The sequence below is a fragment of the Thermus igniterrae ATCC 700962 genome, from assembly GCF_000376265.1.
Taxonomy (GTDB): Bacteria; Deinococcota; Deinococci; order Deinococcales; family Thermaceae; genus Thermus; species Thermus igniterrae.
Genome location: NZ_AQWU01000055.1, coordinates 19,241 through 40,676, shown reverse-complemented (window position 1 = coordinate 40,676; position 21,436 = coordinate 19,241). Strand labels below are relative to the sequence as shown.

Annotated in this window: 25 protein-coding genes; 15 read left to right on the top strand and 10 right to left on the bottom strand. The window is 68.7% G+C overall.

What is annotated here, in order from left to right; translation table 11 throughout:
- Positions 1-128 precede the first annotated feature (128 nt).
- Genes trmB through B128_RS0104485 form a run of 11 tightly spaced genes read left to right on the top strand, consistent with a single transcriptional unit; the run spans position 129 to position 9,340 of the window.
- Positions 129-1,064 (top strand): tRNA (guanosine(46)-N7)-methyltransferase TrmB, encoded by a 936-nt coding sequence (gene trmB, locus B128_RS0104535; protein ID WP_018111089.1) that lies wholly within the window; start codon positions 129-131, stop codon positions 1,062-1,064.
- A 13-nt stretch (positions 1,065-1,077) separates the two neighbouring features.
- Complete coding sequence (glmU, locus tag B128_RS0104530) at positions 1,078-2,442, top strand: bifunctional UDP-N-acetylglucosamine diphosphorylase/glucosamine-1-phosphate N-acetyltransferase GlmU (protein WP_018111088.1); 1,365 nt, start codon at positions 1,078-1,080, stop codon at positions 2,440-2,442.
- A 45-nt stretch (positions 2,443-2,487) separates the two neighbouring features.
- Entirely contained in the window at positions 2,488-2,715 is a 228-nt protein-coding gene (locus tag B128_RS0104525) for a TatA/E family twin arginine-targeting protein translocase (RefSeq protein WP_018111087.1), read from the top strand.
- Positions 2,712-3,455 carry a twin-arginine translocase subunit TatC gene (gene tatC, locus B128_RS0104520; protein ID WP_018111086.1) on the top strand — a complete coding sequence of 248 codons (744 nt, stop codon included), beginning with the start codon at positions 2,712-2,714 and terminating at the stop codon, positions 3,453-3,455. The genes B128_RS0104525 and tatC overlap by 4 nt, the downstream gene beginning before the upstream one ends.
- A 33-nt stretch (positions 3,456-3,488) precedes the next feature.
- A complete protein-coding gene (locus B128_RS0104515) occupies positions 3,489-4,556 on the top strand; it encodes a bifunctional 3-deoxy-7-phosphoheptulonate synthase/chorismate mutase (protein ID WP_018111085.1) in 1,068 nt (355 codons plus the stop codon).
- Positions 4,556-5,497, top strand: a complete 942-nt coding sequence (locus B128_RS0104510; protein WP_018111084.1) for a 4Fe-4S dicluster domain-containing protein — start codon at positions 4,556-4,558, stop codon at positions 5,495-5,497. The genes B128_RS0104515 and B128_RS0104510 overlap by 1 nt, the downstream gene beginning before the upstream one ends.
- Positions 5,498-5,521: 24 nt before the next feature.
- Complete coding sequence (locus B128_RS0104505; protein WP_018111083.1) at positions 5,522-7,159, top strand: FAD-binding dehydrogenase; 1,638 nt, start codon at positions 5,522-5,524, stop codon at positions 7,157-7,159.
- A complete protein-coding gene (locus B128_RS0104500) occupies positions 7,156-7,533 on the top strand; it encodes a DUF3054 domain-containing protein (protein WP_018111082.1) in 378 nt (125 codons plus the stop codon). Before B128_RS0104505 ends, B128_RS0104500 begins: the two co-directional genes overlap by 4 nt.
- A gap of 9 nt (positions 7,534-7,542) precedes the next feature.
- A complete protein-coding gene (locus B128_RS0104495) occupies positions 7,543-8,412 on the top strand; it encodes an NAD(P)-dependent oxidoreductase (protein WP_018111081.1) in 870 nt (289 codons plus the stop codon).
- A gap of 2 nt (positions 8,413-8,414) precedes the next feature.
- Positions 8,415-9,065 (top strand): AzlC family ABC transporter permease, encoded by a 651-nt coding sequence (locus B128_RS0104490; protein ID WP_018111080.1) that lies wholly within the window; start codon positions 8,415-8,417, stop codon positions 9,063-9,065.
- Positions 9,062-9,340, top strand: a complete 279-nt coding sequence (locus B128_RS0104485; RefSeq protein ID WP_015716159.1) for a hypothetical protein — start codon at positions 9,062-9,064, stop codon at positions 9,338-9,340. The genes B128_RS0104490 and B128_RS0104485 overlap by 4 nt, the downstream gene beginning before the upstream one ends.
- A gap of 51 nt (positions 9,341-9,391) precedes the next feature.
- Here the strand turns inward: B128_RS0104485 and lpdA are convergent, their stop codons facing one another.
- From lpdA to B128_RS0104455, 6 genes are read right to left on the bottom strand one after another with little or no spacing between them, the layout of a single operon-like run.
- Entirely contained in the window at positions 9,392-10,777 is a 1,386-nt protein-coding gene (gene lpdA / locus B128_RS0104480; protein ID WP_018111079.1) for a dihydrolipoyl dehydrogenase, read from the bottom strand.
- A 9-nt stretch (positions 10,778-10,786) separates the two neighbouring features.
- The gene (locus tag B128_RS0104475) at positions 10,787-12,172 is read right to left on the bottom strand and encodes a dihydrolipoamide acetyltransferase family protein (protein WP_018111078.1); all 1,386 of its coding nucleotides are present in this window, start codon (positions 12,170-12,172) and stop codon (positions 10,787-10,789) included.
- Between the two features lie 7 nt (positions 12,173-12,179).
- A complete protein-coding gene (locus B128_RS0104470) occupies positions 12,180-12,389 on the bottom strand; it encodes a type II toxin-antitoxin system HicA family toxin (protein ID WP_019550432.1) in 210 nt (69 codons plus the stop codon).
- 11 nt (positions 12,390-12,400) lie between these two features.
- Positions 12,401-12,598, bottom strand: a complete 198-nt coding sequence (locus B128_RS0104465; protein ID WP_018111076.1) for a type II toxin-antitoxin system HicB family antitoxin — start codon at positions 12,596-12,598, stop codon at positions 12,401-12,403.
- 15 nt (positions 12,599-12,613) lie between these two features.
- The gene (locus B128_RS0104460; protein WP_018111075.1) at positions 12,614-13,588 is read right to left on the bottom strand and encodes an alpha-ketoacid dehydrogenase subunit beta; all 975 of its coding nucleotides are present in this window, start codon (positions 13,586-13,588) and stop codon (positions 12,614-12,616) included.
- 10 nt (positions 13,589-13,598) lie between these two features.
- The gene (locus tag B128_RS0104455) at positions 13,599-14,702 is read right to left on the bottom strand and encodes a thiamine pyrophosphate-dependent dehydrogenase E1 component subunit alpha (RefSeq protein WP_018111074.1); all 1,104 of its coding nucleotides are present in this window, start codon (positions 14,700-14,702) and stop codon (positions 13,599-13,601) included.
- Between the two features lie 151 nt (positions 14,703-14,853).
- Here B128_RS0104455 and B128_RS0104450 point away from each other — a divergent pair, with 151 nt between their 5' ends.
- Both B128_RS0104450 and B128_RS0104445 read left to right on the top strand, forming a co-directional pair.
- Entirely contained in the window at positions 14,854-15,267 is a 414-nt protein-coding gene (locus B128_RS0104450; RefSeq protein WP_018111073.1) for a 23S rRNA (pseudouridine(1915)-N(3))-methyltransferase RlmH, read from the top strand.
- On the top strand, positions 15,264-15,662 hold the full coding sequence (locus B128_RS0104445) for a metallopeptidase family protein (protein WP_018111072.1): 399 nt from the start codon (positions 15,264-15,266) through the stop codon (positions 15,660-15,662). Before B128_RS0104450 ends, B128_RS0104445 begins: the two co-directional genes overlap by 4 nt.
- Here B128_RS0104445 and B128_RS0104440 read toward each other — a convergent pair.
- The 3 genes from B128_RS0104440 to B128_RS0104430 are packed head-to-tail and all read right to left on the bottom strand — an operon-like array spanning position 15,607 to position 18,026.
- The gene (locus B128_RS0104440) at positions 15,607-16,032 is read right to left on the bottom strand and encodes a DUF2203 domain-containing protein (RefSeq protein WP_018111071.1); all 426 of its coding nucleotides are present in this window, start codon (positions 16,030-16,032) and stop codon (positions 15,607-15,609) included. The two genes, B128_RS0104445 and B128_RS0104440, sit on opposite strands and share 56 nt — an antisense overlap.
- Before the next feature lie 47 nt (positions 16,033-16,079).
- Positions 16,080-16,976: a biotin--[acetyl-CoA-carboxylase] ligase gene (locus tag B128_RS0104435; RefSeq protein WP_018111070.1), complete on the bottom strand. Its 897-nt coding sequence runs from the start codon at positions 16,974-16,976 to the stop codon at positions 16,080-16,082.
- Between the two features lie 3 nt (positions 16,977-16,979).
- The gene (locus tag B128_RS0104430) at positions 16,980-18,026 is read right to left on the bottom strand and encodes a glucose-1-phosphate thymidylyltransferase (RefSeq protein ID WP_018111069.1); all 1,047 of its coding nucleotides are present in this window, start codon (positions 18,024-18,026) and stop codon (positions 16,980-16,982) included.
- A gap of 34 nt (positions 18,027-18,060) precedes the next feature.
- Here B128_RS0104430 and B128_RS0104425 point away from each other — a divergent pair, with 34 nt between their 5' ends.
- Both B128_RS0104425 and B128_RS0104420 read left to right on the top strand, forming a co-directional pair.
- On the top strand, positions 18,061-18,852 hold the full coding sequence (locus B128_RS0104425) for a class I SAM-dependent methyltransferase (RefSeq protein ID WP_018111068.1): 792 nt from the start codon (positions 18,061-18,063) through the stop codon (positions 18,850-18,852).
- A 10-nt stretch (positions 18,853-18,862) separates the two neighbouring features.
- A complete protein-coding gene (locus B128_RS0104420) occupies positions 18,863-19,243 on the top strand; it encodes a secondary thiamine-phosphate synthase enzyme YjbQ (RefSeq protein ID WP_026175018.1) in 381 nt (126 codons plus the stop codon).
- On the opposite strand, the gene B128_RS0104415 is transcribed toward B128_RS0104420, so the two are convergent.
- Positions 19,240-21,420: a RelA/SpoT family protein gene (locus B128_RS0104415; RefSeq protein WP_018111066.1), complete on the bottom strand. Its 2,181-nt coding sequence runs from the start codon at positions 21,418-21,420 to the stop codon at positions 19,240-19,242. The two genes, B128_RS0104420 and B128_RS0104415, sit on opposite strands and share 4 nt — an antisense overlap.
- Positions 21,421-21,436: the final 16 nt, after the last annotated feature.

Here is a 21,436-nt window from a genome sequence, read left to right as displayed (position 1 = left end):
AGGATGGAAGGGGGCGTCTGGTGTTCTTCCACAGCTCACCAAGCGCCCCCTTTTCCTTTGGCTTGTCAAGGGGGTATGCATTGAATATCCGAAAGGGGGGCCTTGAAAAGGTCGTATAATGCCCTTTCGTGTTGGTCCGGCCCGCCCTCCTTCCCTCCTGGCCCCCAAGCCCCGAGGAGCTCTTCGGCCGCGAAGGGCCTTTGGTGCTGGAGATTGGTTTTGGCGACGGGCGCTTCACCGCCGAGCTGGCCAAGGCCCATCCCGACTGGCTCATCCTGGGGGCCGAGGTCTCGGCGGCCAGCGTTCACCGGGCCCTGAGGCGCCTGCGCCGGGAGGGCATCGGCAACGTGCGCCTCTACCTGGGGGAAGGCCCCTTTGCCCTGCGCAACCTGGTTCCGGACCGCGGCCTGCGCCGGGTGATCGTCAACTTTCCTGATCCCTGGCCCAAGAAGCGCCACCAGGAGAGGCGGCTTTTGCAGGAGAGCTTCTTCCGCCGGCTTTCCCGCAAGCTGGCCGAGGGCGGCGACCTCCTCCTCACCACAGACCACGAGGCCTACTTCCGCTTCGCCCTGGAGGAGGCCGGGCGTACGGGGCTTTTCCGGGTGGCGGTGGCCCCTCCCCCGGAGGCCCACCTGCGCACCAAGTACGCCCTGAAGTGGAAGGAGGCGGGCCGGGCCTTTTTCCATGCGGTCTTCACCAAGGTGGCCGAGGACGAGACCCCCTGGCCCCCCTTAAGGAGGTACGAGATGGCCCACGCCCTTTTGGAAGGCAGTTTGCCCGAGGCCCTTTCCCTGGAGAAGACCCCGGTCCCGGTGGCGGGCGGGGTGGCGGTCTTTTTAGAGGTGGTGCGGGGGGAGAGGGGGTTTTACGTGCTCACCCACGTGGAGGAGGAGGACCTCACCCAGGACCTCCTCCTGGAGGTGCGCCCCAGCGCCCGGGGGGTGTACGCCGGGGTGGGCCGCTTCGGCAGCCCCCTCATCACCGAGGGAGTCAAGGAGGCGGTTCGTGCCCTGGTGGCCAGGTTGGCCAGTATGGGCCTAAGGGTGGTGCAGGACCACACCTGAGTAAGATAGCCTCATGCACGCCCACGTGATCCTGGCCGCCGGGCAGGGGACGCGGATGAAGTCCCGCCTGCCCAAGGTGCTCCACCCCCTTCTGGGGAAGCCCATGCTGGCCTATGCCGTGGAGGCCGCCCTGGCCCTGGACCCCAAGAGGCTCATCGTGGTGGTGGGCCACGGGGCGGAGGCGGTCAAGGAGGCCCTCAGGGACTACCCCGTGGCCTTCGCCCAGCAAAAGGAGCAGCTGGGCACCGCCCACGCCCTCCTGCAGGCCGAGCCCCTGCTGGGGGATTTCCCCGGTCCCGTCCTGGTAACCCAGGGGGACACCCCCCTCCTGCGGCCCGAGACCCTGGGGGCCCTCCTGAAGGGGGTGCGGGAGGGAGCGGGGATGGCCCTCCTCACCGTGGAGCTTGAGGACCCCACGGGCTACGGCCGCATCCTCCGGGAGGGGGAGGAGGTCTTGGGCAACGTGGAGGAGAAGGACGCCTCCCCTGAGGTCAGGGCCATCAGGGAGGTCAACGCCGGGGCCTACGCCTTTGACGGCTTCCTCTTCCAGGCCCTAAAGGAGGTGGGCAACCAGAACGCCCAGGGGGAGTACTACCTCCCCGACCTCATCGCCATCTACCGGGCCCACGGCCGGAGGGTGGCGGCGGTGAGGGGGGTGGCCGAGGAGGCCCTGGGGGTGAACACCCGGGAGGAGCTGGCCCGGGTGGAGGGCATCCTCCTGGCCCAGTTGCGCTCGGTCTGGATGCGCCGGGGGGTGCGGATGGTCCTGCCCGAGAGCATCTACCTGGAGCCCTCGGTGGAACTGGCCCCTGACGTCACCCTCTGGCCCGGAGTGGTGCTGAAGGGCCGCACCCGTATCGGGGAAGGGTGCGAGGTGGGGCCTTACGCGGTGCTGGAGGACACGGTGCTGGAGCCCGGGGCCCGCGTCCTGGCCCATACCGTGGCCCAGGGGGCCCACCTCCACCCCGGGGCGGATGCCGGCCCCTTTGCCCGCTTGCGCCCGGGGGCGGTCCTCATGGAGGAGGCCCACGTGGGCAACTTCGTGGAGGTGAAGAAGAGCGTCCTCCACAAGGGGGTGAAGGCCGGCCATCTGGCCTACCTGGGGGACGCCGAGGTGGGGGAGGGGGCCAACATCGGGGCTGGGGTCATCACCGCCAACTACGACGGCAAGCGCAAGCACCGCACGGAGATCGGCAAGGGGGCCTTCATCGGCTCCAACAGCGTGCTGGTGGCTCCGGTGAAGGTGGGGGACCACGCCCTGGTGGGGGCAGGGAGCGTCATCACCCACGAGGTGCCCTCCGAGGCCCTGGCGGTGGCCCGCTCCCGGCAGCGGAACCTGGAGGGCTACGCCCGCAAGAAGCTCCTGGAGGAAGGGTAGTCCCTTTCATCCCCCCTTCAGGTCCTGGATGGTACACTTTAGGGTATGAACCTGGGCATGCCGGAAATCCTGGTGATCCTGGTGGTGGCCCTCCTCATCTTCGGGCCCAAGAAGCTCCCCGAGCTTGGCCGTTCCTTGGGCCAGAGCATCCGCGAGTTCAAGCGGGGAGCCCAGGAGATCCGCGAGGAACTGGAGAAGTCCGTGGAGGTCCGCGAGGAGGCCAAGCCCAAGCCGGCCGTGCAGGCCCCCGAGGCCGAGGAGCGTAAGGCTTGAAGGAAGCCCCCCTCGTAGAACACCTGGAAGAGCTCAGGGCCCGCATCCTCTGGGCCCTCCTGGCCTGGGTGGTGGGCACGGGGGTGGCCTGGAGCTTCCGGGTGGAGCTTCTGGCGTGGCTGAAGCGCCCTTTGGACCTGGCGGCCCAGCAGAACGGCATCCAGGTGAACCTCATCGTCCTGGACATCACCGAGCCCTTTTTGGTCTCCTTGAAGGTGGCGGCCTTCGGGGGGCTGGTGCTGGCCCTTCCCTTCATCGTCTACCAGGTCTGGGCCTTCATCGCTCCAGGCCTCTACGAGCACGAGAAGCGCCTGGCGGCGCCCTTCCTCCTGGGGGCAGGGTTTAGCTTCGCCCTGGGGGCTCTTTTCGCCTACTACGGCTTTTTGCCCTTCGCCATTCCCTTCCTCCTGGGCTTCCTGGGTGAGGTGATCACCCCCCAGATCTCCATCGGCCGCTACATGGGCCAGGTGCTCATGATGATGACCGTCATGGGCCTGGTCTTTGAGATGCCGGTGGTGAGCTACCTCCTGGCCCGCCTGGGCCTCCTCTCCTCGGGCTTTTTGGCCCGCAACTGGAAGGTGGCCGTGGTCCTCCTCCTCACCCTGGCGGCGGTCATCACCCCCACGGTGGACGTGGTCTCCCTGGCCATCGTCACCGGCCCCCTCCTCGTCCTCTACTGGGTCTCGGTCCTGGTGGCCCGCGTGGCCGAGCGGGCCCGGCTTCGGGAGGAGGCCGCTTGACACCCTGAGGGGGCTTTGCCCCTACAATGACCCATGGACGAGCGCATCCTGGCCCTGCGCAAAGAGGTGGACCGGGTGAACCGGGAGATCCTGCGCCTCCTCTCGGAAAGGGGGCGGCTGGTGCAGGAGATCGGCCGCATCCAGACGGAGCTGGGCCTGCCCCACTACGACCCCAAGCGGGAGGAGGAGATGCTGGCCTACCTCACCGCGGAGAACCCGGGACCCTTCCCCCCGGAGACCATCCGGCGGCTTTTCAAGGAGATCTTCAAGGCCAGCCTGGACCTGGAGGAGCGGGAGGACCAGAAGAAGTTCCTCTACTCCAGGAAGCATAAGCCCGAGCCCACCCGGGTGCGGGTGAGGGACGTGGTCTTCGGGGAGAGGCCCCTCCTCATCGCCGGGCCCTGCTCCATTGAGTCCGAGGCCCAGATGATGGAGACCGCCCGCTTCCTGGCCGCTAAGGGGGTGCGGGTCCTGAGGGGCGGAGCCTTCAAGCCCCGCACCAGCCCCTACGGCTTCCAGGGCCTGGGGGTGGAGGGGTTGAGGCTGGGCCGCCGGGCGGCGGATGCCTTCGGCATGGTCTTCGTCACCGAGGTCATGGACACCCGGGACGTGGAGGTGGTGGCGGAGTACGCGGACATCCTGCAGATCGGGGCCCGCAACATGCAGAACTTTGCCCTCCTCAAGGAGGTGGGCCGTGCGGGGCGGCCCGTGCTCCTCAAGCGGGGGCTTTCCGCCACCATGGAGGAGTGGTTCTACGCCGCGGAGTACATCCTGGCCCAGGGCAACGAGCAGGTGATTCTGGCGGAGAGGGGCATCCGCACCTTTGAGCGCTGGACCCGGAACACCCTGGACCTTTCCGCCGTGGCCCTGGCCAAGCAGGAGACCCACCTGCCGGTGATTGTGGACGTGACCCACGCCGCCGGGCGCACGGACCTCCTGGCCCCCCTGGCCCGGGCGGCCCTGGCGGTGGGGGCGGACGGGGTGCACGTGGAGGTCCACCCCAACCCCAAGGTGGCCCTTTCCGACAACCAGCAGCAGCTGGACTTTGCCCAGTTTGAGCGCTTCCTGGAGGCCCTCAGGGACCTCCTGCCCGAGGGGTGATGGGCCTTTTGGACAACATCCTCAACGTCTTCCTGAAGGCCACGGACCCCAGGCCCCGCTACACTGAAGGCCGGTGCCTCCTCTACAAGAACAGCGTGGGGGGGTGCGACCGGTGCTACCAGGCCTGCCCCCGGGGGGCGGTGCGCCTCGAGGGCTGGCGGGTGGAGCTGGACGAGGTCCTGTGCACGGGCTGCGGCCTCTGCACCGGGGTGTGCCCCGGGATTGCCCTGGAGTACCCCCTGGGGGGCATCCAGGAGGCCCTCATCCGGGGCAAGGGCCAAATCCGCTGCTCCAAGGCCGAGGGCAAGGGGGAGGAGGTCTTGTGCCTGGGCCGCCTCACCCCTGGGCTTCTGGCGGAGGCGGGAAGCCGGTTTGGCAAGGTGGTTCTGGCCCGGGGGGACTGCGCCAGCTGCCGGATCGGCGGGGCCTCGGTGCCCGAGCACCTTTCCCAGATGGCCGCCGAGGCCCAGCGCTACCACCCGGTGGAGGTGGAGGTCCTGGAGGGGGAGCTTCCCGGGGAGAAGGTGGGGCGGCGGGAGCTCTTCCAGGCCCTTCTGGGTAGCGCCAAGCGCACCGCGGCCGACCTGGTGCCCGAGCTTCCCCTGCCCCAGGAGCCCGAGGAAAAGGGCCTGCCTGCCGAGCTCCGCCTGCGCCAGTTGGCCGCAACACGGGCCCCTGAGGTCCAGTGGCCCCGGATCCGGGTGGAGGAGGGGTGCACCCTCTGCCCGGTCTGCACCAACGTCTGCCCCACGGAGGCGGTGCGGCGGGTGCGGGAGGGGGAGGAGTACGTGCTCTACCTCCAGGTGGCCGCCTGCACGGGGTGCGGGGCCTGCGTGGAGAGCTGTCCGCCCCAGGTGATCCGCCTCGAGGCCGCCCCCAAGGAGGCCGTGGGCCAGGAGCTGGAGCTTTTCCGGGGCAAGCCCCCCTGGTATGACCTTTGAACCGGGTATAATCCTCCCCAACCTATGGAAGCGGACGCCATCGTGGTGGGGGGTGGCCTGGCTGGTCTGGTGGCGGCCACCGAGGTGGCCCGGCGGGGCAGGCGGGTCCTCCTCCTGGAGCAGGAGCCCCACCTGGGGGGGCAGGCCTACTGGTCCTTCGGGGGGCTTTTCCTGGTGGACTCCCCCGAGCAACGGCGGCTTGGCATCCGGGACAGCCTGGAGCTGGCCCGCCAGGACTGGTTCGGTGCCGCGGGCTTTGATCGGGAGGAGGACCTTTGGGGCCGGCGCTTCGCCGAGGCCTACCTGGAGTTCGCCGCCTCCGAGAAGCGGGCCTGGCTGGTCTCCCTGGGGGTGCGCTTCTTCCCCGTGGTGGGCTGGGCGGAGCGGGGCGGGGGCTTGGCCACGGGGCACGGGAACTCGGTGCCCCGCTTCCACATCGTCTGGGGCACGGGGCCGGGGCTTCTCGAGCCCTTCCTCCGCCGGGTGCGGGACCTGGAGGAGAAGGGGCTCCTTAAGGTCCTCCTCCGCCACCGGGTGGAGGAGGTGTGGCGGGAAGGGGGCAGGGTGGTGGGGGTGGCCGGGGTGGTCCTGGCCCCCGACCCCAAGCCCCGGGGGGTCCCCACCTCCCGGGAGCCCGTGGGGGAGTTCCGCTTCCGGGCCCAGGCGGTGGTCCTGGCCACGGGGGGCATAGGGGCCAACCTGGACCTGGTGCGCCGCCTCTGGCCTGAGCGCATGGGCCCTCCCCCCGGCAGGATGCTCTCCGGGGTGCCCGACCACGTGGACGGTTTGGGCCTCTTCCTGGCCGAAAGGGTTGGGGCGCGGCTGGTGAACCTGGACCGCATGTGGCACTACCCCGAGGGGGTGGAGAACCACACCCCCATCTGGAGCCACCACGGCATCCGCATCCTTCCGGGGCCCAGCCCCCTGTGGCTGGACGCCACGGGCCGGCGCCTCCCCCCACCCCTCTTCCCCGGGTTTGACGCCCTGGAGACCCTGCGCCATCTGCGGCAGACGGGGTTTGACTGGAGCTGGTTCCTCCTGGACCTGCGCACCCTGAAGAAGGAGTTCGCCCTCTCCGGTTCGGAGCAGAACCCCGACCTCACGGAAAGGCGCTGGCTGGAGGTGCTAAGGGGCCGCCTCCTGGGGCCTTCCGCCCCCGTACGGGCCTTTTTGGAGCGGGGCAGGGACTTCCTGGTGGCGGAGAACCTTTCTGAACTCATGCGCAAGATGGAGGCCCTGGCCCCCGGGGTCCTGGACCCCGTGCGCCTGGAGAAGGAGGTGCGGGCCCGGGACCATGAGCTCCAGAACCCCTTCGCCAAAGACGCCCAGGTGCTAGCCCTCCACGCCTTCCGCCGCTACCTGGGGGACCGGCTTTTCCGCGTGGCCAAGCCCGCCCCCTTCCTGGGGGGGAAGGGGCCCCTGGTGGCGGTGAGGCTCTGGACCCTGACCCGCAAGACCCTGGGGGGTATCCAGACCGACCTCAAGGGCCGGGCCCTCACCCCGGGGGGCGAACCCCTCCCGGGCCTCTTCGCCGCCGGGGAGGCGGCGGGGTTCGGCGGCGGGGGTGTGCACGGGTACAAGGCCCTGGAGGGCACCTTCCTGGGAGGGGCCCTCTTCTCCGGCCTCCTGGCGGGAAGGGGGGTGGCGGAGGGGTTAGAATGACCCCCATGACCTCCAGGCGTGCCTCTCCCTACCTCTTCCTCCTGGACCTCCTGGCCCTCCTCCTCTTCGCCGGGGTAGGCCTCCTTTCCCACGGCCAGCCCTTAAGCCTTGCGGGCCTTGCCCGGAACGTCCTCCCCGTCCTTTTCGTCTGGGTCCTCCTGGCCCCCTTCCTGGGCACCTACCGCCGGCCCAGCTGGCCCAACCTCCTCCTCACCTGGGCCCTGGCCTTCCCCGCGGGGCTTTGGCTCAGGCAGATGGTCTTCTTCGGCTCCTTCGGCATGGGGTTTTGGGTTTTCCTGGGGGTGGCCATGGGCTTCAGCCTCCTCTTCCTCCTGGGGCTTAGGGGCCTGGCCAAGCTCCTCCGCCTCTGGTAAAAAGGACCCATGGAGAAGGTAGCCTTTGTGGGGCTTGGGGCCATGGGCTACCCCATGGCGGGGCACCTGGCCCGGCGGTTTCCCACCCTGGTCTGGAACCGCACATGGGAAAAGGCCAAACGGCACCAGGAGGAGTTCGGCTCCCTGGCCGTGCCCCTGGAGGGGGTGGCGGAGGCCCAGGTCCTCTTCACCTGTCTGCCCACCACCAAGGAGGTGGCGGCCCTGGCCGAGGCCCTCTGGCCCCACCTGCGCCCGGGCACCTACTGGGTGGACGCCACCAGCGGGGACCCCGGGGAAAGCCGCCTCCTGGCGGAGCGCCTTCTGGAGAAGGGGGTGGTCTATCTGGACGCCCCGGTCTCCGGGGGCACCCTGGGGGCCCAACGGGGCACCCTCACGGTGATGATGGGGGGACCGGAGGAGGCGGTGGAACGGGTGAGGCCGTATTTAGCCTACGCCGGCAAGGTGGTGCACGTGGGCCCCGTGGGGGCGGGGCATGCGGTGAAGGCCATCAACAACGCCCTCCTGGCGGTGAACCTCTGGGCGGCAGGGGAGGGGCTTGTGGCCCTGGTGCGCCAGGGGGTTTCCGCGGAGAAGGCCCTGGAGGTCATCAACGCCTCCAGTGGCCGCTCCAACGCCACGGAGAACCTCATCCCCGATCGGGTGCTCACCCGGGCCTTCCCCAAGACCTTCGCCCTGGGCCTCCTGGTGAAGGACCTGGGGATTGCCATGGGAGTTTTGGATGGGGAAAAAGCCCCAAGCCCCCTGCTTCGCCTCACCCGGGAGGTGTACGAGATGGCCAAAAGGGAGCTGGGCCCGGAGGCCGACCACGTGGAGGCCTTGAAGCTTTTGGAGCGCTGGGGCGGGACGGAGATCCGCTAGGGATGGGAGAAGGCCTGCGGGCTGCCTGGCCCATCGCCCTGGGCTACTTCCCCGTGGCCGTGGCCTTTGGCGCCTTGGGGGCCCAGGCGGGGCTTGGCTACCTTTGGATCCAGCTCACCTCCCTTCTGGTCTTCGCCGGGGCCAGCCAGTTCGCCCTGGTGGGGCTTCTAGCCCAGGGGGTGCCGCCCCTTTTGGCGGCCTCCCTGGGCCTTCTCCTTAACCTGCGCCACGCCTTCTACGGCCCGGCCCTGAGGCCCTACCTGAAAGGAGGCCCCCTGGAGGCCTTTTTCCTCACCGACGAGGTCTTCGCCCTGGCCTTAAGGACGCTTCCCGGCCTTTCCCCGGAAAAGAGGCGGGGCTACTTCCTGGGCCTGGCTTTGGGAGCGTACCTTTCCTGGAACCTGGGCACTGCCCTCGGGGCCTTGGGGGCCAAGGGGCTTCTGGCCTGGCCCCGCCTGGGGGAGGCCCTTGCCTTTGCCCTTCCCGCCCTTTTTCTCCTCCTGGCCCTGCCCCACCTGCGGAACCCAGCGGCCCTTCTGGCGGGGGGAATGGCCCTGGGGTTTCACCTCCTGGGCCAGACGGCCTGGGGTCTATTCCTGGCAGGGGTGGTGGGGCTCCTTTGGAAGGAGCCCTGGAAAGGGAGGAAGGCATGACCCTGGCCCTTCTCCTTCTGGCTTTGGGCACCTTTCTCCTCCGCTTTCTGCCCTGGCGGGGGGAAAAAAGCCTGAAGACGGGCCAGGCAGGGCCCGCCTTGGTGGTGGCCCTTTTCCTGGTCTCCGCCTTTAGCCCGCCTCCTTCTTCCGAGTGGGTCCGGGCGGCCTTGGCCCTTCTTGGCACCTATCTGGGGCTTAGGCTCACCGGGAACCTGGGCGTGGCCGTCTTCCTGGGGGCAGGGCTTTACGGGCTTCTCGGGGCCCTGGGCTTTTAAGGGCCCGGTGGGGCTTCTGCCCCACCGGGAACTCCCAAGAAACCTGTTGGGTCAACGGTTCAGGATGTGGATGGCCTGTTTGTGGAGGGCCTCCGCCGCCTCCATGAGCCCCTCGGAGAGGGTGGGGTGGGGGTGGATGGTGAGGCCCAGGTCGGAAACCGTGGCCCCCATCTCCAGGGCCAGGGTGGCCTCGGCGATGAGCTCTCCCGCCTGGGGCCCCACCATGAAGACCCCCAGGAGGAGGTCCGTCTCCTCGTCCCCCACCACCTTGATGAGCCCCTCCGCGGCCCCCAGGGTGAGGGCCCGGCCGCTGGCGGAAAAGGGAAACTTCCCCACCTTGACCTTATACCCCGCCTTCTCTGCCTCCTCCTCCGTGAGCCCCACCCCGGCCCATTCGGGGCCGGTGTAGACCACGCTGGGCACCTGGAAGTCGAAGAGGGCGTTTTTGCCGGCGGCGTTTTCCGCGGCCACCAGGCCCTCCTTCATGGCCTTGTGGGCCAGGAGGGGGGGACGGGCCACGTCCCCGATGGCGTAGACCCCGGGGGCCGAGGTTTCCATGCGGGCGTTCACCTGGATGAAGCCCCGTTCGTCCACCTTGACCCCAGCCTTTTCCAAGCCGAGCCCTTCCGTGCGGGGCCTGCGGCCCACCGCCACCAGGATTTTGTCCACCACGATCTCCTCCTGGCTGCCTCCCTGGGCGGCCTCGAGGAGCACGTGGAGGCCATCCTGCTTCTTCTCGTAACCCACCGCCTTGGTGCCGGTGCGTACCTTAAGGCCTTCCTTCTCCAGGGCCTTGCGCAGGAGGGCGGCGGTTTCCTTATCGCCTGCGGGGAGGATCTCCGGCATGTATTCGATCAGGGTCACCTCCGAGCCCAGGCGGTGGTAGATCTGGCCAAGCTCGAGCCCCACCGCCCCGCCCCCGATCACCAAAAGGCGCTTGGGGATGCCCTCTTCCACCCTTAGGGCCCGGGTGGAGTCCCACACGTCCTCCCCGAAGGGAAAGCCCTTTAAGGGCATGGGCTCGCTTCCCGTGGCGATAATGAGGCTTTTCGCCCCATAGGCCTCGCCGTTTACCTCGATCTCCTTAGGCCCCCTAAAGCGGGCGAAGCCCCGCAAAAGCTCCACCTTGTTGCCCTTTAAAAGCCCGGCCACGCCCCCGGTGAGCTTCTTCACCACGCCATCCCGCCAGGCGCCGAGCTTGTTGAAATCCAGTTCGGGCTTGGCCTTCAGGCCAAAGCCCTCGGCCCCCTTGAGGTGGTGTACGGTTTCCGCGGCGTGCAAAAGCGCCTTGGTGGGGATGCACCCCACGTTCAGGCACACGCCCCCTACCTCGGCGGCCTCCACCGCCAGAACCTTAAGCCCGAGCTGGGCTCCCCGGATGGCGGCGTGGTAGCCGCCGGGTCCGGTGCCGATCACGATCAGGTCGTAGGTCTTCATGGCGTCATCCTACATTTCCAGGAGGAGGCGCTCGGGGTTTTCCAGGAGCCGGATCACCTCCCGGGTGAAGGAGGCCGCCTCGGCCCCGTCCACCAGGCGGTGGTCAAAGGAGAGGGAGAGGTACATGATATCCCTCGCCTGGATGGAGCCATCCGGCATCACCCAGGGCCGCTTCCTTATGGAGTGCACCCCCAGGATAGCGGCCTCGGGTACGTTGATGATGGGGAAGCTCATCAAAGCCCCCACGGAGCCAATGTTGGTGATGGTGAAGGTGGAACCCGTGACCTCCTCGGGGGAGAGCCTTCCTTCCCGGGCCTTGGCGGAGAGCTCGGCGATCTCCTGGGCCAGCTCCAGGATGTTTTTCCGGTCCACGTCCCGCACCACGGGCACCATGAGACCCCGCTCCGTGGCCACCGCCAGGCCCAGATGGTAGTAGCGCTTGTAGACGATCTCCTGGCGCTCCTCGTCCAGGCTGGTATTGAGCATGGGGTACTTCTTCAGGGCCCGCACCACGGCCTTGAAGATGAAGGGGAGGTAGGTGAGCCTTATGCCCTGCCCCTCGGCCTCGGGCTTCAGGCGTTCCCGGAGGGCCACCAGCTCCGTGAGGTCGGCCTCGTCCACGTTCAGGGTGCGCACGGTGTAGAGGTGGCTCTGCCAAAGCCCGGTGGCGATGCTGCGGCGGACACCCCTCAGGGGCTGGCGTTCCTCCAGGTGCTCGTACCCCTTGGGGGGGGTGTAGCGGGGTGGGGGAGGGAAGGCACTGGGGGCAGAGGGGGGTGGGGGAGGGGTTTCGGGGGCTGGGGTGGGCTGGGCCTGGCGCGTATTTGCGTAGGCCCGGACGTCCTCTACCCGGATCCGGCCCAGGGGACCGGAGCCGGGGACCTCCTCAATGGGAATACCCAGCTCCCGGGCCAGCCGGCGGGCGGCGGGCACCGCCAGGACCCGGCCCTGGGGCCTTTGGGGCGCCTTCTCCTCCGGCCTGGCCTCCTGGAGGAAGGGGTTTTTCACCGCCACCTGGGTGGTGTCGGGCTTGAAGAGGGAGAGATCCTCCTTTTCCTCCTTTGGGGGAAGCCCGGGCTCCACGATGGAGCGCTCCTCCACCGCTTGCACGGGCGGAGCCTCCTCCTTTACCTCCTTTACCCCAGCCACGGCCTCCCCGGGCTCCGCCAGGAGGGCGATGGGGGCGTGGACCTTGACCACCTCCCCTTCCTTGGCCAGCTTTTTCAAAAGCACCCCCTCGTAGGGGGAGGGTAGCTCCACTGTGACCTTGTCGGTCATCACCTCCACGAAGGGCTGGTCCTTCTTGAGGTAGTCCCCTTCCTCCACCAGCCACTTGAGGATCTCGCCTTCCACCACGCTTTCCGCCAGTTCGGGCATGAGGATTTCCTTGGGCATAGGCCTCCTAGATCAAATCTAAAAATTCCTCGAGGGAGATCTGCGCATCTTTGAGAATGTGGGCTAGGGTGGAGCGCTTTATGGGGATATGCGCAGGCACGATGACGATGATCCGCTTTTCTCCCAGCTGCCTCTCCATCCGGATATGGCTTCCCCGTTGGCGCACCACCTGAAAGCCTGCCTTTTCTAAAGCCTTGATCACCCGCTTGTAGGACAAGGAGGGGACCTTCAAACCTCTACCTCGGCCAGCTCAGCGTTCTCCGGCAACTTTTCCTCTAGCGGTTCCAGGTAGAGGGCGATGGCCTCACGGATGTTGGCCAAAGCTTCTTCCAAGGTGTCCCCCTCGCTAATACAACCAGGAAGGGCAGGCACGTAGACGGTGTACCCTCCCTCCTCGCTCTTTTCCAGGACCACCTTTAGCCGCATAAAGCCTCCCTTCAGTCAGTAGTCTAACGCCCGCTTGGCGGCGCCCAGGATGCGGGTGACGGTGGGCAGGTACAGCTTGTCCTGGGCGTAGGGGTACGGGGTGTCAAACCCCGTCACCCGGATGGGAGGGGCGAGGAGCATGTCCAGGATGTCCTCGGCGATGGTGGCCGCCACCTCGCTGAGGAAGCTCGCGTGCCGGGGGGCATCGGAGACCAGGACCACCCGCCCCGTCTTGGCCACGGAGCCCATCACCGCCTCGTAGTCCCAGGGCATGAGGCTCCGCAGGTCCAGGACCTCCGCGGAGACCCCGGCCTTGGCGAGCTCCTCCGCCGCCTGGAGCACCTCGGGCATCACCGTGCCGTAGCCGATGAGGGTTAGGTCCTTCCCCTCCCGCCGCAGGGCCGCCTTGCCCAGGGGAAGGGTGTAGTCCTCCTCCGGCACCTCCTCCTTCACCGAGCGGTAAAGCCTTTTGGGCTCCAGGAAGACCACCGGGTCCTCGTCGCGGATGGCGGCCTTGAGGAGGCCCTTGGCGTCGTAGGGGGTGGAGACGGCCACCACCTTGAGCCCGGCGGTGTGGACGAAGTGGGCCTCGGGGCTTTGGGAGTGGTGGTGCCCCCCCTTGACCCCGCCCCCGGAGGGCATCCGCACCACCAAAGGGGCGGTGAACTGCCCGCCGGAGCGGTAGCGGAGCTTGGCCACCTGGCTCACCAGCTGGTCGAAGCCGGGGAAGATGTAGTCGGCGAACTGGATCTCCGCCACGGGCCTTAAGCCGTGGGCGGCCATGCCCAGGGCAGCTCCCACGATGGCGGCCTCGGAGAGGGGGGTGTCTATGACCCGGTCGGGGCCATACTTCTGCAAAAGGCCTTCCGTCACCAGGAAGACCCCGCCCCTCTTGCCCACATCCTCTCCTAGGACCACTACCCGGGGGTCCAGGGCCATCTCCTCGTCCAGGGCCCGGTTCAGGGCTTGCACCATGGTCATGGGGGCCATGGGGACCTCCTTAAAGCTCTTCCTTGAGAAGGGCCTCCTGGCGCTTTAGGTGCCAGGGCTTTTCCGCAAGGACGTCGTCGAACATCCACTCGGGGGGTACGGCGCCGGCCTCCTCGGCTTCCTTCAGGCCCCGCTCCAGCTCGGCGCGGATGCTTTCCCGCAGGTCCTCCTCCCACTCCAGGTTCCAGAGGCCCTTGGCCTCGAGGAAGCGCTGGAACCGCAGGATGGGGTCCCGCTTGCGCCAGGCCTCCACCTCCTCCTTGGGGCGGTAGCGGGTGTCGTCGTCCGCGGAGGAGTGGGGGCCGTAGCGGTACACCCGGAGCTCCACCAGGCTGGGGCCCCCGCCCATGCGGGCCCGTTCCACCGCCTCCCGCACCACGTAGTAGGCGGCCAGGACGTCCATGCCGTCCACCAGATAGCCGGGGATGCCGAAGGCGTGGGCCTTGTCGGCGAGGGTGGGGCTGTGGGTCTGGTGGCGGTAGTCCACGCTGATGGCGTAGAAGTTGTTCTCGGCGATGAAGACCGCCGGAGCCCCCTGCACGGCGGCGAAGTTGATGCCCGCGTACCAGTCTCCCTCGCTGGTGGCCCCGTCCCCGAAGGTGCAGACCGCCACCTGGCCGGTGCGCAGAAGCTTCATGCTGATGGCGGCCCCAGCGGCGGGGGGCACGTGGGAGGCGATGGGGCTGGCCACGGTGAAGTAGTTGAGGGCCTTGGAGCCGGGGTGCTCGGGCATCTGGCGGCCTTTGTTGGGGTCGGCCTTGGTGGCGAGCATCTGGCCGAAGAGCTCCTTGAGAGGGATCCCGAGGGCCAGGGCCAGGCCGTGGTCGCGGTAGTAGGGGAAGACCCAGTCAAAGCCCCTCCTGATGGCGTGGGCGATGGCCACCTGGGCGGCCTCGTGCCCGGCGGCGGGGGCGATGAAGCTGGTCTTGCCCGTGCGGATGAGGATGGTGTAGCGCTCGTCCAGCATCCGGGCCGCCAGCATGTCCCGGTAGAGGCGGCGTAGCTTGTCCTCCTCGAGGTCCAGGGGGAAGTCCCCCAGCCACTCTCCCTTCTCCCCGATGAGCCTTATGGGCTCGGGGGTGAAGGGCTGAAACCGGTGGGTGTCCTTTACCATAAACCCTCCTTTTCCGGCGCTTTTGGCGCCCCTCGGGCCTGCCCTGGGTAAGGGCTTAGGCCCGGGTCGGGGTGGGGCTAGGCCCACTTTCCCTTCGCCCTGAGTATACCCAAGGCCTTCGTGGGAGGCCGCTGGGGGTAGCATAGGACCTGTGCGCCTGCGGGTGGTGGCGGTGGGCAGGCCCCGGCTGGACTACGCCCGGCTGGGGGTGGAAGAGTATGCGGGGCGCATCCGGAAGTATGCCCCCCTGGAGCTCCTCTACGTGAGGGAGGCCCAGGAGCTCCTCCCCAAGGCCGAGGGGCACCGCAAGGTGGTGCTGGACGAGCGGGGGAGGCTTTACACCACGGAGGAGCTGTACCGGCTCCTCCGGGGGTGGGAGGGGGAGCGGGTGGCCTTCCTGGTGGGGGGGGCGGAGGGGCACCTCGAGGCGGTGCGCAAGGGGGCGGACCTTCTCCTTTCCCTTTCCCCCCTCACCCTACAGCACGAGCTGGCCCTCCTGGTCCTCCTGGAGCAGCTCTACCGCCTCCTCACCCTTAGGGCGGGCCATCCCTACCACCGGCCATGACCTACCCGGAGTTCGTCCGCCTGGTGGAGCGCCTTTGGGCCCAGGTCCCTGAGGCCTTCAAGCGGGGGCTTCAGGGGGTGCACGTCCTGCCCCAGGCCAAGCCCGAGCCGGGCTTAGAGGGGGTTTGGCGCCTGGGGGAGTACCTGGACCCCGGCCCCCCCAGCGCCTTCGGGGGGTTTGAAGGGCTTGGGCGGCACATCGTCCTCTACCACGGCTCCTTCCTGGCGGTGGCCGGACCCGACTTTGACTGGGAGGAGGAGGCCTGGGAGACCCTCCTCCACGAGCTCCGGCACCACCTGGAGTCCCTGGCGGGCCGGGACGACCTGGTGCGGGAGGACCTCAGGCGCCTGGCCGCCTTTCGCCGGGGCGCTCCTCCGGGGGAAGGGCAGGGTTAGGTTCCCCCAAGGGGCGGCGCTGGGCGAAGCCCCCGGCCAGGGGATGGTAGTGGGCCACCTCGGGCTCCCCCTCCCGCCAGCAGAGGAAGACCACCTCCCCCCCCAGCCGGGCGGGGAAGTCCACCAGACCCTGGTCTAGGTCCTTGAGGAAGACCCCTAAGGAGGCCAAATAGCGGGCGTCGGCCTCTAGCGCCCCCAGGAGGAAGCGGATTTCCTCCTCCAGGGCCCGCCTTTCCAGGCCCCGGGTCTGGGGAAGGCGGGCCTGGGCCTCCTGGAGGTCCTGCCGGTTCTGCCGCATCTGGGCCAGGACCCGCCTGAGCTCGGGCAGGAGGGCATCGGCCTCTTCCTTGGTGAAGATGCGGGCGAACATACCCACCCTTATCCTAGCAAGGATGCTTAGGAAAATCTAAGCCTGATTCACTCAATGGGTGGGCGCACCCCTCCCAGGAGCTCCACATCCCCCGCCCCCACCCGCACCCCGCCCACCAGGAGGCTGCCGTCGGGGAGGACGGCCTCCGCCACCCCTTCCACCGGGCCCCTGGGGGTGTGCACCCGCACGGGCCACCCCAGGGTGTAGGAGGCCTGGCGGTAGCGGGCTAGGAGGGCTTCCGGCTTCTCCAGGAAGGGGAGGAGGGCTTCCAGCCGCAGGAGGAAGCCCTCCAGGACCTGCAGGCGGGAAAGGGAAGAGAACTCTCCCAGATGGGCCGCTCCCTCGGGAGCCCAGGCCACGTTGACCCCCACCCCCAGGAGGGCGTAGGCCACCTCCTCCCCCTCGGCCTTGGCCTCCAGGAGCACCCCAGCCAACTTCCGCCCGTCGGGGGAGAGGAGGTCGTTGGGCCACTTCAGCCCCCCCACCCCCACCGCCTCCCAAAGGGCGAGCCCCGCCAGAAGGGGCAAAAGGCCCAGGGTGGGAAGGGGGAGCTTAGGCCTGAGGAGGAGGGAAAAGGTGAGGCTGGTGGCGGGGCGGCTTTCCCAGGGCCTTCCCCGGCGGCCCCGGCCCCTTTGTTGTGCCTCCGCCAGCACCAAGGCCCCTTCAGGGGCTCCCGCCTCCGCCCAGGCCCGCAGGACGTCCTGGGTGCTCCCCACCCGGCCCAGGTAGCGGTAGGGCTGGCCCAGCCGGCCTTGGGGGCGAAAGAGGTGGGGCAGGGGGGTCCCGGGGAGGATGCGGTAGCCCTTGCGGTCCACCACCACGGGAAAACCCTCCCCCTGGAGGCGTCTGGCCTCCTTGTGCACCGCGGCCCGGCTCACCCCCAGGGCCCGGGCCAGGGCTTCCCCGCTCTGGGGGGTTTCGGTGAGGAGGTCCAGAAGCCCCATTCCCTAGGCCAGCTCCACCTGGGAGAGGTCTCCCAGGATGAGCCGGTGGGCCCGGGGGAGGCCGTTGCGGCTTCGCACTGCCGCCCCCACCCCCAGGATGCTCTCCTGGAGCCTTAGGGCCACGTCCACCAGGGCGGCGTGGTCCTCGAGGATGGAGTACTCCACCTCGGAACGCACCACCCTGGCCCCGGGCCCCAAGGAGGTGAAGGGGCCGATGTAGGCCCCCTCCACCAGGGCCCCTTCCCCGATGAAGGCGGGGCCGATTACCGTGCTCCCCACCACCTTGGCCCCCCGCTCCACCACCACCCGCCCGGTGAGCTGGCTTCCCTCCACGTGCCCCTCCACCCGGGGAGAGAGCTCCTCCAGGAGGAGGCGGTTGGCGTCCAGGAGGTCCTCGGGCCGGCCGGTGTCCTTCCACCAGCCCTCCACCTCCACCCCCACCACCCGCTTGCCCCGGTCCACCAGGCCCTGGATGGCGTCGGTGATCTCGTACTCCCCCCGGGCGGAGGGCTTCAGGTCCTGGATCACCTCCAGCACCTCGGGGGTGAAGACGTAGACCCCGGCCACGGCCAGGTCCGAGGGGGGGTCCTTGGGCTTTTCCACCAGGCGCACAATCCTATCCCCCTGGAGGACGGCCACGCCGAACTGGCTGGGGTTTTTCACCCGCACCAGGGCGATGACCGCGCTCACCCCCTCCCCGAAGGCCTCGAGGAAGCGCCCAATCCCCTTCTGGAAGAGGTTGTCCCCCAGGTAGAGGACGAAGGGGCTTTGCCCCAGAAAGTCCCGGGCCACCGCCACGGCATGGGCCAGGCCCTGGGGCTCCTCCTGCAGAACATAGCTCACCCGGTAGCCCGCCAGGGCCTCGCGGATGTCCTTCTCCGTCTCCGGGGAGACCACCACCCCGATCTCCTTTACCCCCGCTTCCAGGAGGTTTTCCACCGCGTAGTGCAGGATGGGCCGGCCCGCCACCCGGATGACGGGTTTGGGCCGGGTGTGGGTGAGGGGGCGCAGGCGCGTCCCCCTTCCTGCGGCCAGAATCAGCCCCTTCATGGGGGGGAGTATACCCCGTAGAATGAGGGGGAAGATGTCCAGCGCCCTTACCCGGGTGGCCTACGCCTACGACCGCCTGCGGGCCTACCCGCCCGAGGTGGCGGGCCGCATCGCCACCGCCATGGCCAACGCCCTCCAGGTTAAGGGCGAGGAGCCCTTGCTCTTGGAGCTCGGGGTGGGCACGGGGCGCATCGCCCTGCCCCTTATCGCCCGGGGCTACCCCTACCTGGCCCTGGACAACAACCCGGCCATGCTGGAGGTCTTCCGGCAGAAGGCGGCCGGGGTCATGCGCAAGGTGCGCCTCCTGGAGGCGGACGCCCGCGACATCCCCCTGCCGGGGGAGAGCGTGCACGGGGTGATCGTGGTCCACCTCTGGCACCTCCTCCCCGACTGGCCCAGGGCCCTGGCCGAGGCCCTTAGGGTGCTGAAGCCTGGGGGGGTGCTCCTGGAGGGCTGGGACCGGGTGGAGGCCGAGGTGGAGTGGCGCCTGCAGGAGCGCTGGCGGGCCCTGGTGGAGGCCGAGGGGTTTAGGGTGGAGCGGGGCCTCCACCAGAGGCGGCTTGCCGAGGTGGAGGAGGCCCTGAAGCGCCTGGGCCTTAAGCCCAAGGTCCGCCAGGTGGTGGCCTGGCGGGAGATGCGCACCCCCAGGGAGGCCCTGGAGGCCTTAGGGGAGCGGCTTTACTCCTTCACCCAGGCGGTGCCGGAGGCGGTGCACCAGCGGGTCATGCCCAGGCTTTGGGCCTGGGCCGAGGGGGAGCTTGGCGACCTGGACCGCCCTTTCCCGGTGGAGAAGAGCTTTTACCTGCGGGCCTCCCGCCTGGGCTAATATCCGGAGCATGAGGGCGCTTTCCGTGCGCACGCCTACCGAGGGGCTGGTCAACATCACCCGGCTGGTGGAGGGGGCCCTGGAGGGACACACGGGCCTCGTCTACCTCTTCGTGCCCCACACCACCTGCGGCCTCCTGGTGCAGGAGGGAGCGGATCCGGACGTGGCCCACGACCTCCTGGTGCGCCTGGACGAGCTTGCCCCCCGCTTCCACCCCAAGGACCGCCACGCGGAGGGCAACACCCACGCCCACCTGAAAAGCCTCCTCACCGGGGTCCAGCTCCTCCTTCCCGCGGAGGGGGGAAGGCTAAGGCTTGGCCGCTGGCAGCAGGTTTTCCTGGCGGAGTTTGACGGGCCCAGGACCCGGGAGGTCTGGGTGCGCCCCCTCTAGACCCAGCGCACCTCCTGCACGCTCTTGACCCCCTTCAGGGCCTGGACCAGGGCCTCCCGCTCCCCGTCCTGCACGGTAAGCCGCAGGCGGATGCGGGCCAGGGGGCCCAGGATCCGGGTCTCCGAGCCCAGGGCACTCTTGCCCGCCTCGGCCACCACCTGCATCACGTCCCGCAGGAGGCCGGCGCGGTCCTGGGCCAGGACCTCGAGGGTGGCCACCTTTCCCCCCACCCCCTCCCAGTGGGCCCCGATCACCCGGTCGGCCTCCGGCCCCTGGAGGAGGCGGCGCAGGTTGGGGCAGTCCGCCCGGTGCACCGTCACCCCCCGGCCCCGGGTGACGAAGCCCAGGATGCTGTCCCCCTTGGCGGGCTCGCAGCAGGAGGCCAGGCGGATGGGGGCCTGCAGGTCCTGGTCCAGGCGGATGCCCCACTCATTCCTGGGAGGGGGCTTGGGCTTTTCCGGCTTGAGGAGGGCTTTGGGGTAGAGCTTCTCCGCCACCTGCTTGGGCGTGAGGCGGTTCAGGGCCAGGGCCAGGTAGAGCTCCTCGGGGGAGGGCGTGAGGCCTAAGCGCTTGGCCGCCTCCTCCAGCTGGCTGTCCGTGGGCTTGGGCAGGCCCTTGCGCTTCAGGTAGCGCTCCAGGAGGTTTTGGCCCCGCTCCAGGGTCTCCTGGCGCTCCTGGGCGCGGAAGTACTGGCGGATCTTGCTCTTGGCGCTCCGGGTCCTGGCAAACTCCAGCCAGCCCTTGGAGGGGTGGGCGTTTTTGGCGGTGAGGATCTCCACGATCTCGCCGTTTTGCAACTCGTAGGAGAGGGGGACGATGCGCCCGTTGACCTTGGCCCCCACCATGTGGTGCCCCACCTCGGTGTGGATGTGGTAGGCGAAGTCCACCGGGGTGGCCCCCTTGGGCAGGTTGATGATCCGCCCCTTGGGGGTGAAGACGAAGACCCGTCCTCCCAGGAGGTCCCGGGTCACCGCCTCCACGAACTCCCGGGAGCTGGAGAACTCCTGCTGCCACTCCTGGATGTTCTTCAGCCAGGAGACCCTCCGCTTCACCTCCTCGGGGTCGGTGAGGCCCTCCTTGTAGAGCCAGTGGGCGGCGATGCCGTACTCGGCGATGCGGTGCATCTCCCGGGTGCGGATCTGCACCTCCAGGGGCAGGCCCTCCAGGGCGATGACCGTGGTGTGGAGGGACTGGTAGCCGTTGGGCTTGGGCACGGCGATGTAGTCCTTGACCCGGCCGGGGATGGGCTGCCAGAGGGCGTGGACCAGGCCGAGGACGTGGTAGCAGACCTGCTTTTCCCGTAGGGATTGCCCCTCCTCCGTGGGGGCGGGCCTGGGGTCCAGGATGACCCGCACCGCCAGGAGGTCGTAGATCTGCTCCAGGGCCTTGCCCTCCCGCTCCATCTTCTTCCAGATGGAGTAGAGGTGCTTGGGCCGTCCTGTAATCTCCAAGCCCTGGAGCTGGGCCTGGAGGAGCTCGTCCTTCTCCAGGGCCTCCTTTAGGGCGGCCATGGCCCTTTGGATGACCCGCTCCCGGGCCTCCTGGGTCTCTTGGATGCGGGAGAGGAGGGCATGGTAGGCCTCGGGGTGGAGGTAGCGGAAGGAGAGGTCCTCCAGCTCCCACTTCAGTTGCCCCATGCCCAGGCGGTGGGCCAGGGGGGCGTAGATCTCCAGGGTCTCCTGGGCGATGCGCCGTTGCTTGTGGGGGGGCATGTGCTCCAGGGTGCGCAGGTTGTGCAGGCGGTCCGCCAGCTTGACGATGATGATGCGCACGTCCTCCGCCATGGCGATGAACATCTGGCGGAGGTCCTCGGCCCGCTTTTCCTCCCCTTCCAGGTTGGCCAGCTTGTAGAGCTTGCTGACCTTGGTCTCCCCCTCCACGATGCGCCGCACCGCCGGGCCGAACCGCCTCTCCAGCTCCTCGGGGCTTACGCCGCAGTCCTCCAGGGTGTCGTGCAGAAGCCCCGCGGCCACGGTGTCCGCGTCCATGCGCAAGGAGGCCAGGATCTCCGCCACCGCCACGGGGTGGGTGATGTAGGGCTCCCCGCTCTTGCGCAGCTGGCCCCGGTGGGCCTCCTCCGCGAAGAGGTAAGCCTGCCAGACCCGCTCCCGCTCCTCAGGGGAGAGGTAGTCCAGAGAAGGGGCCAGGTTTTCCCAGAGGGCCGAGGCGGTTACCACTATAACTTAGTGTAGC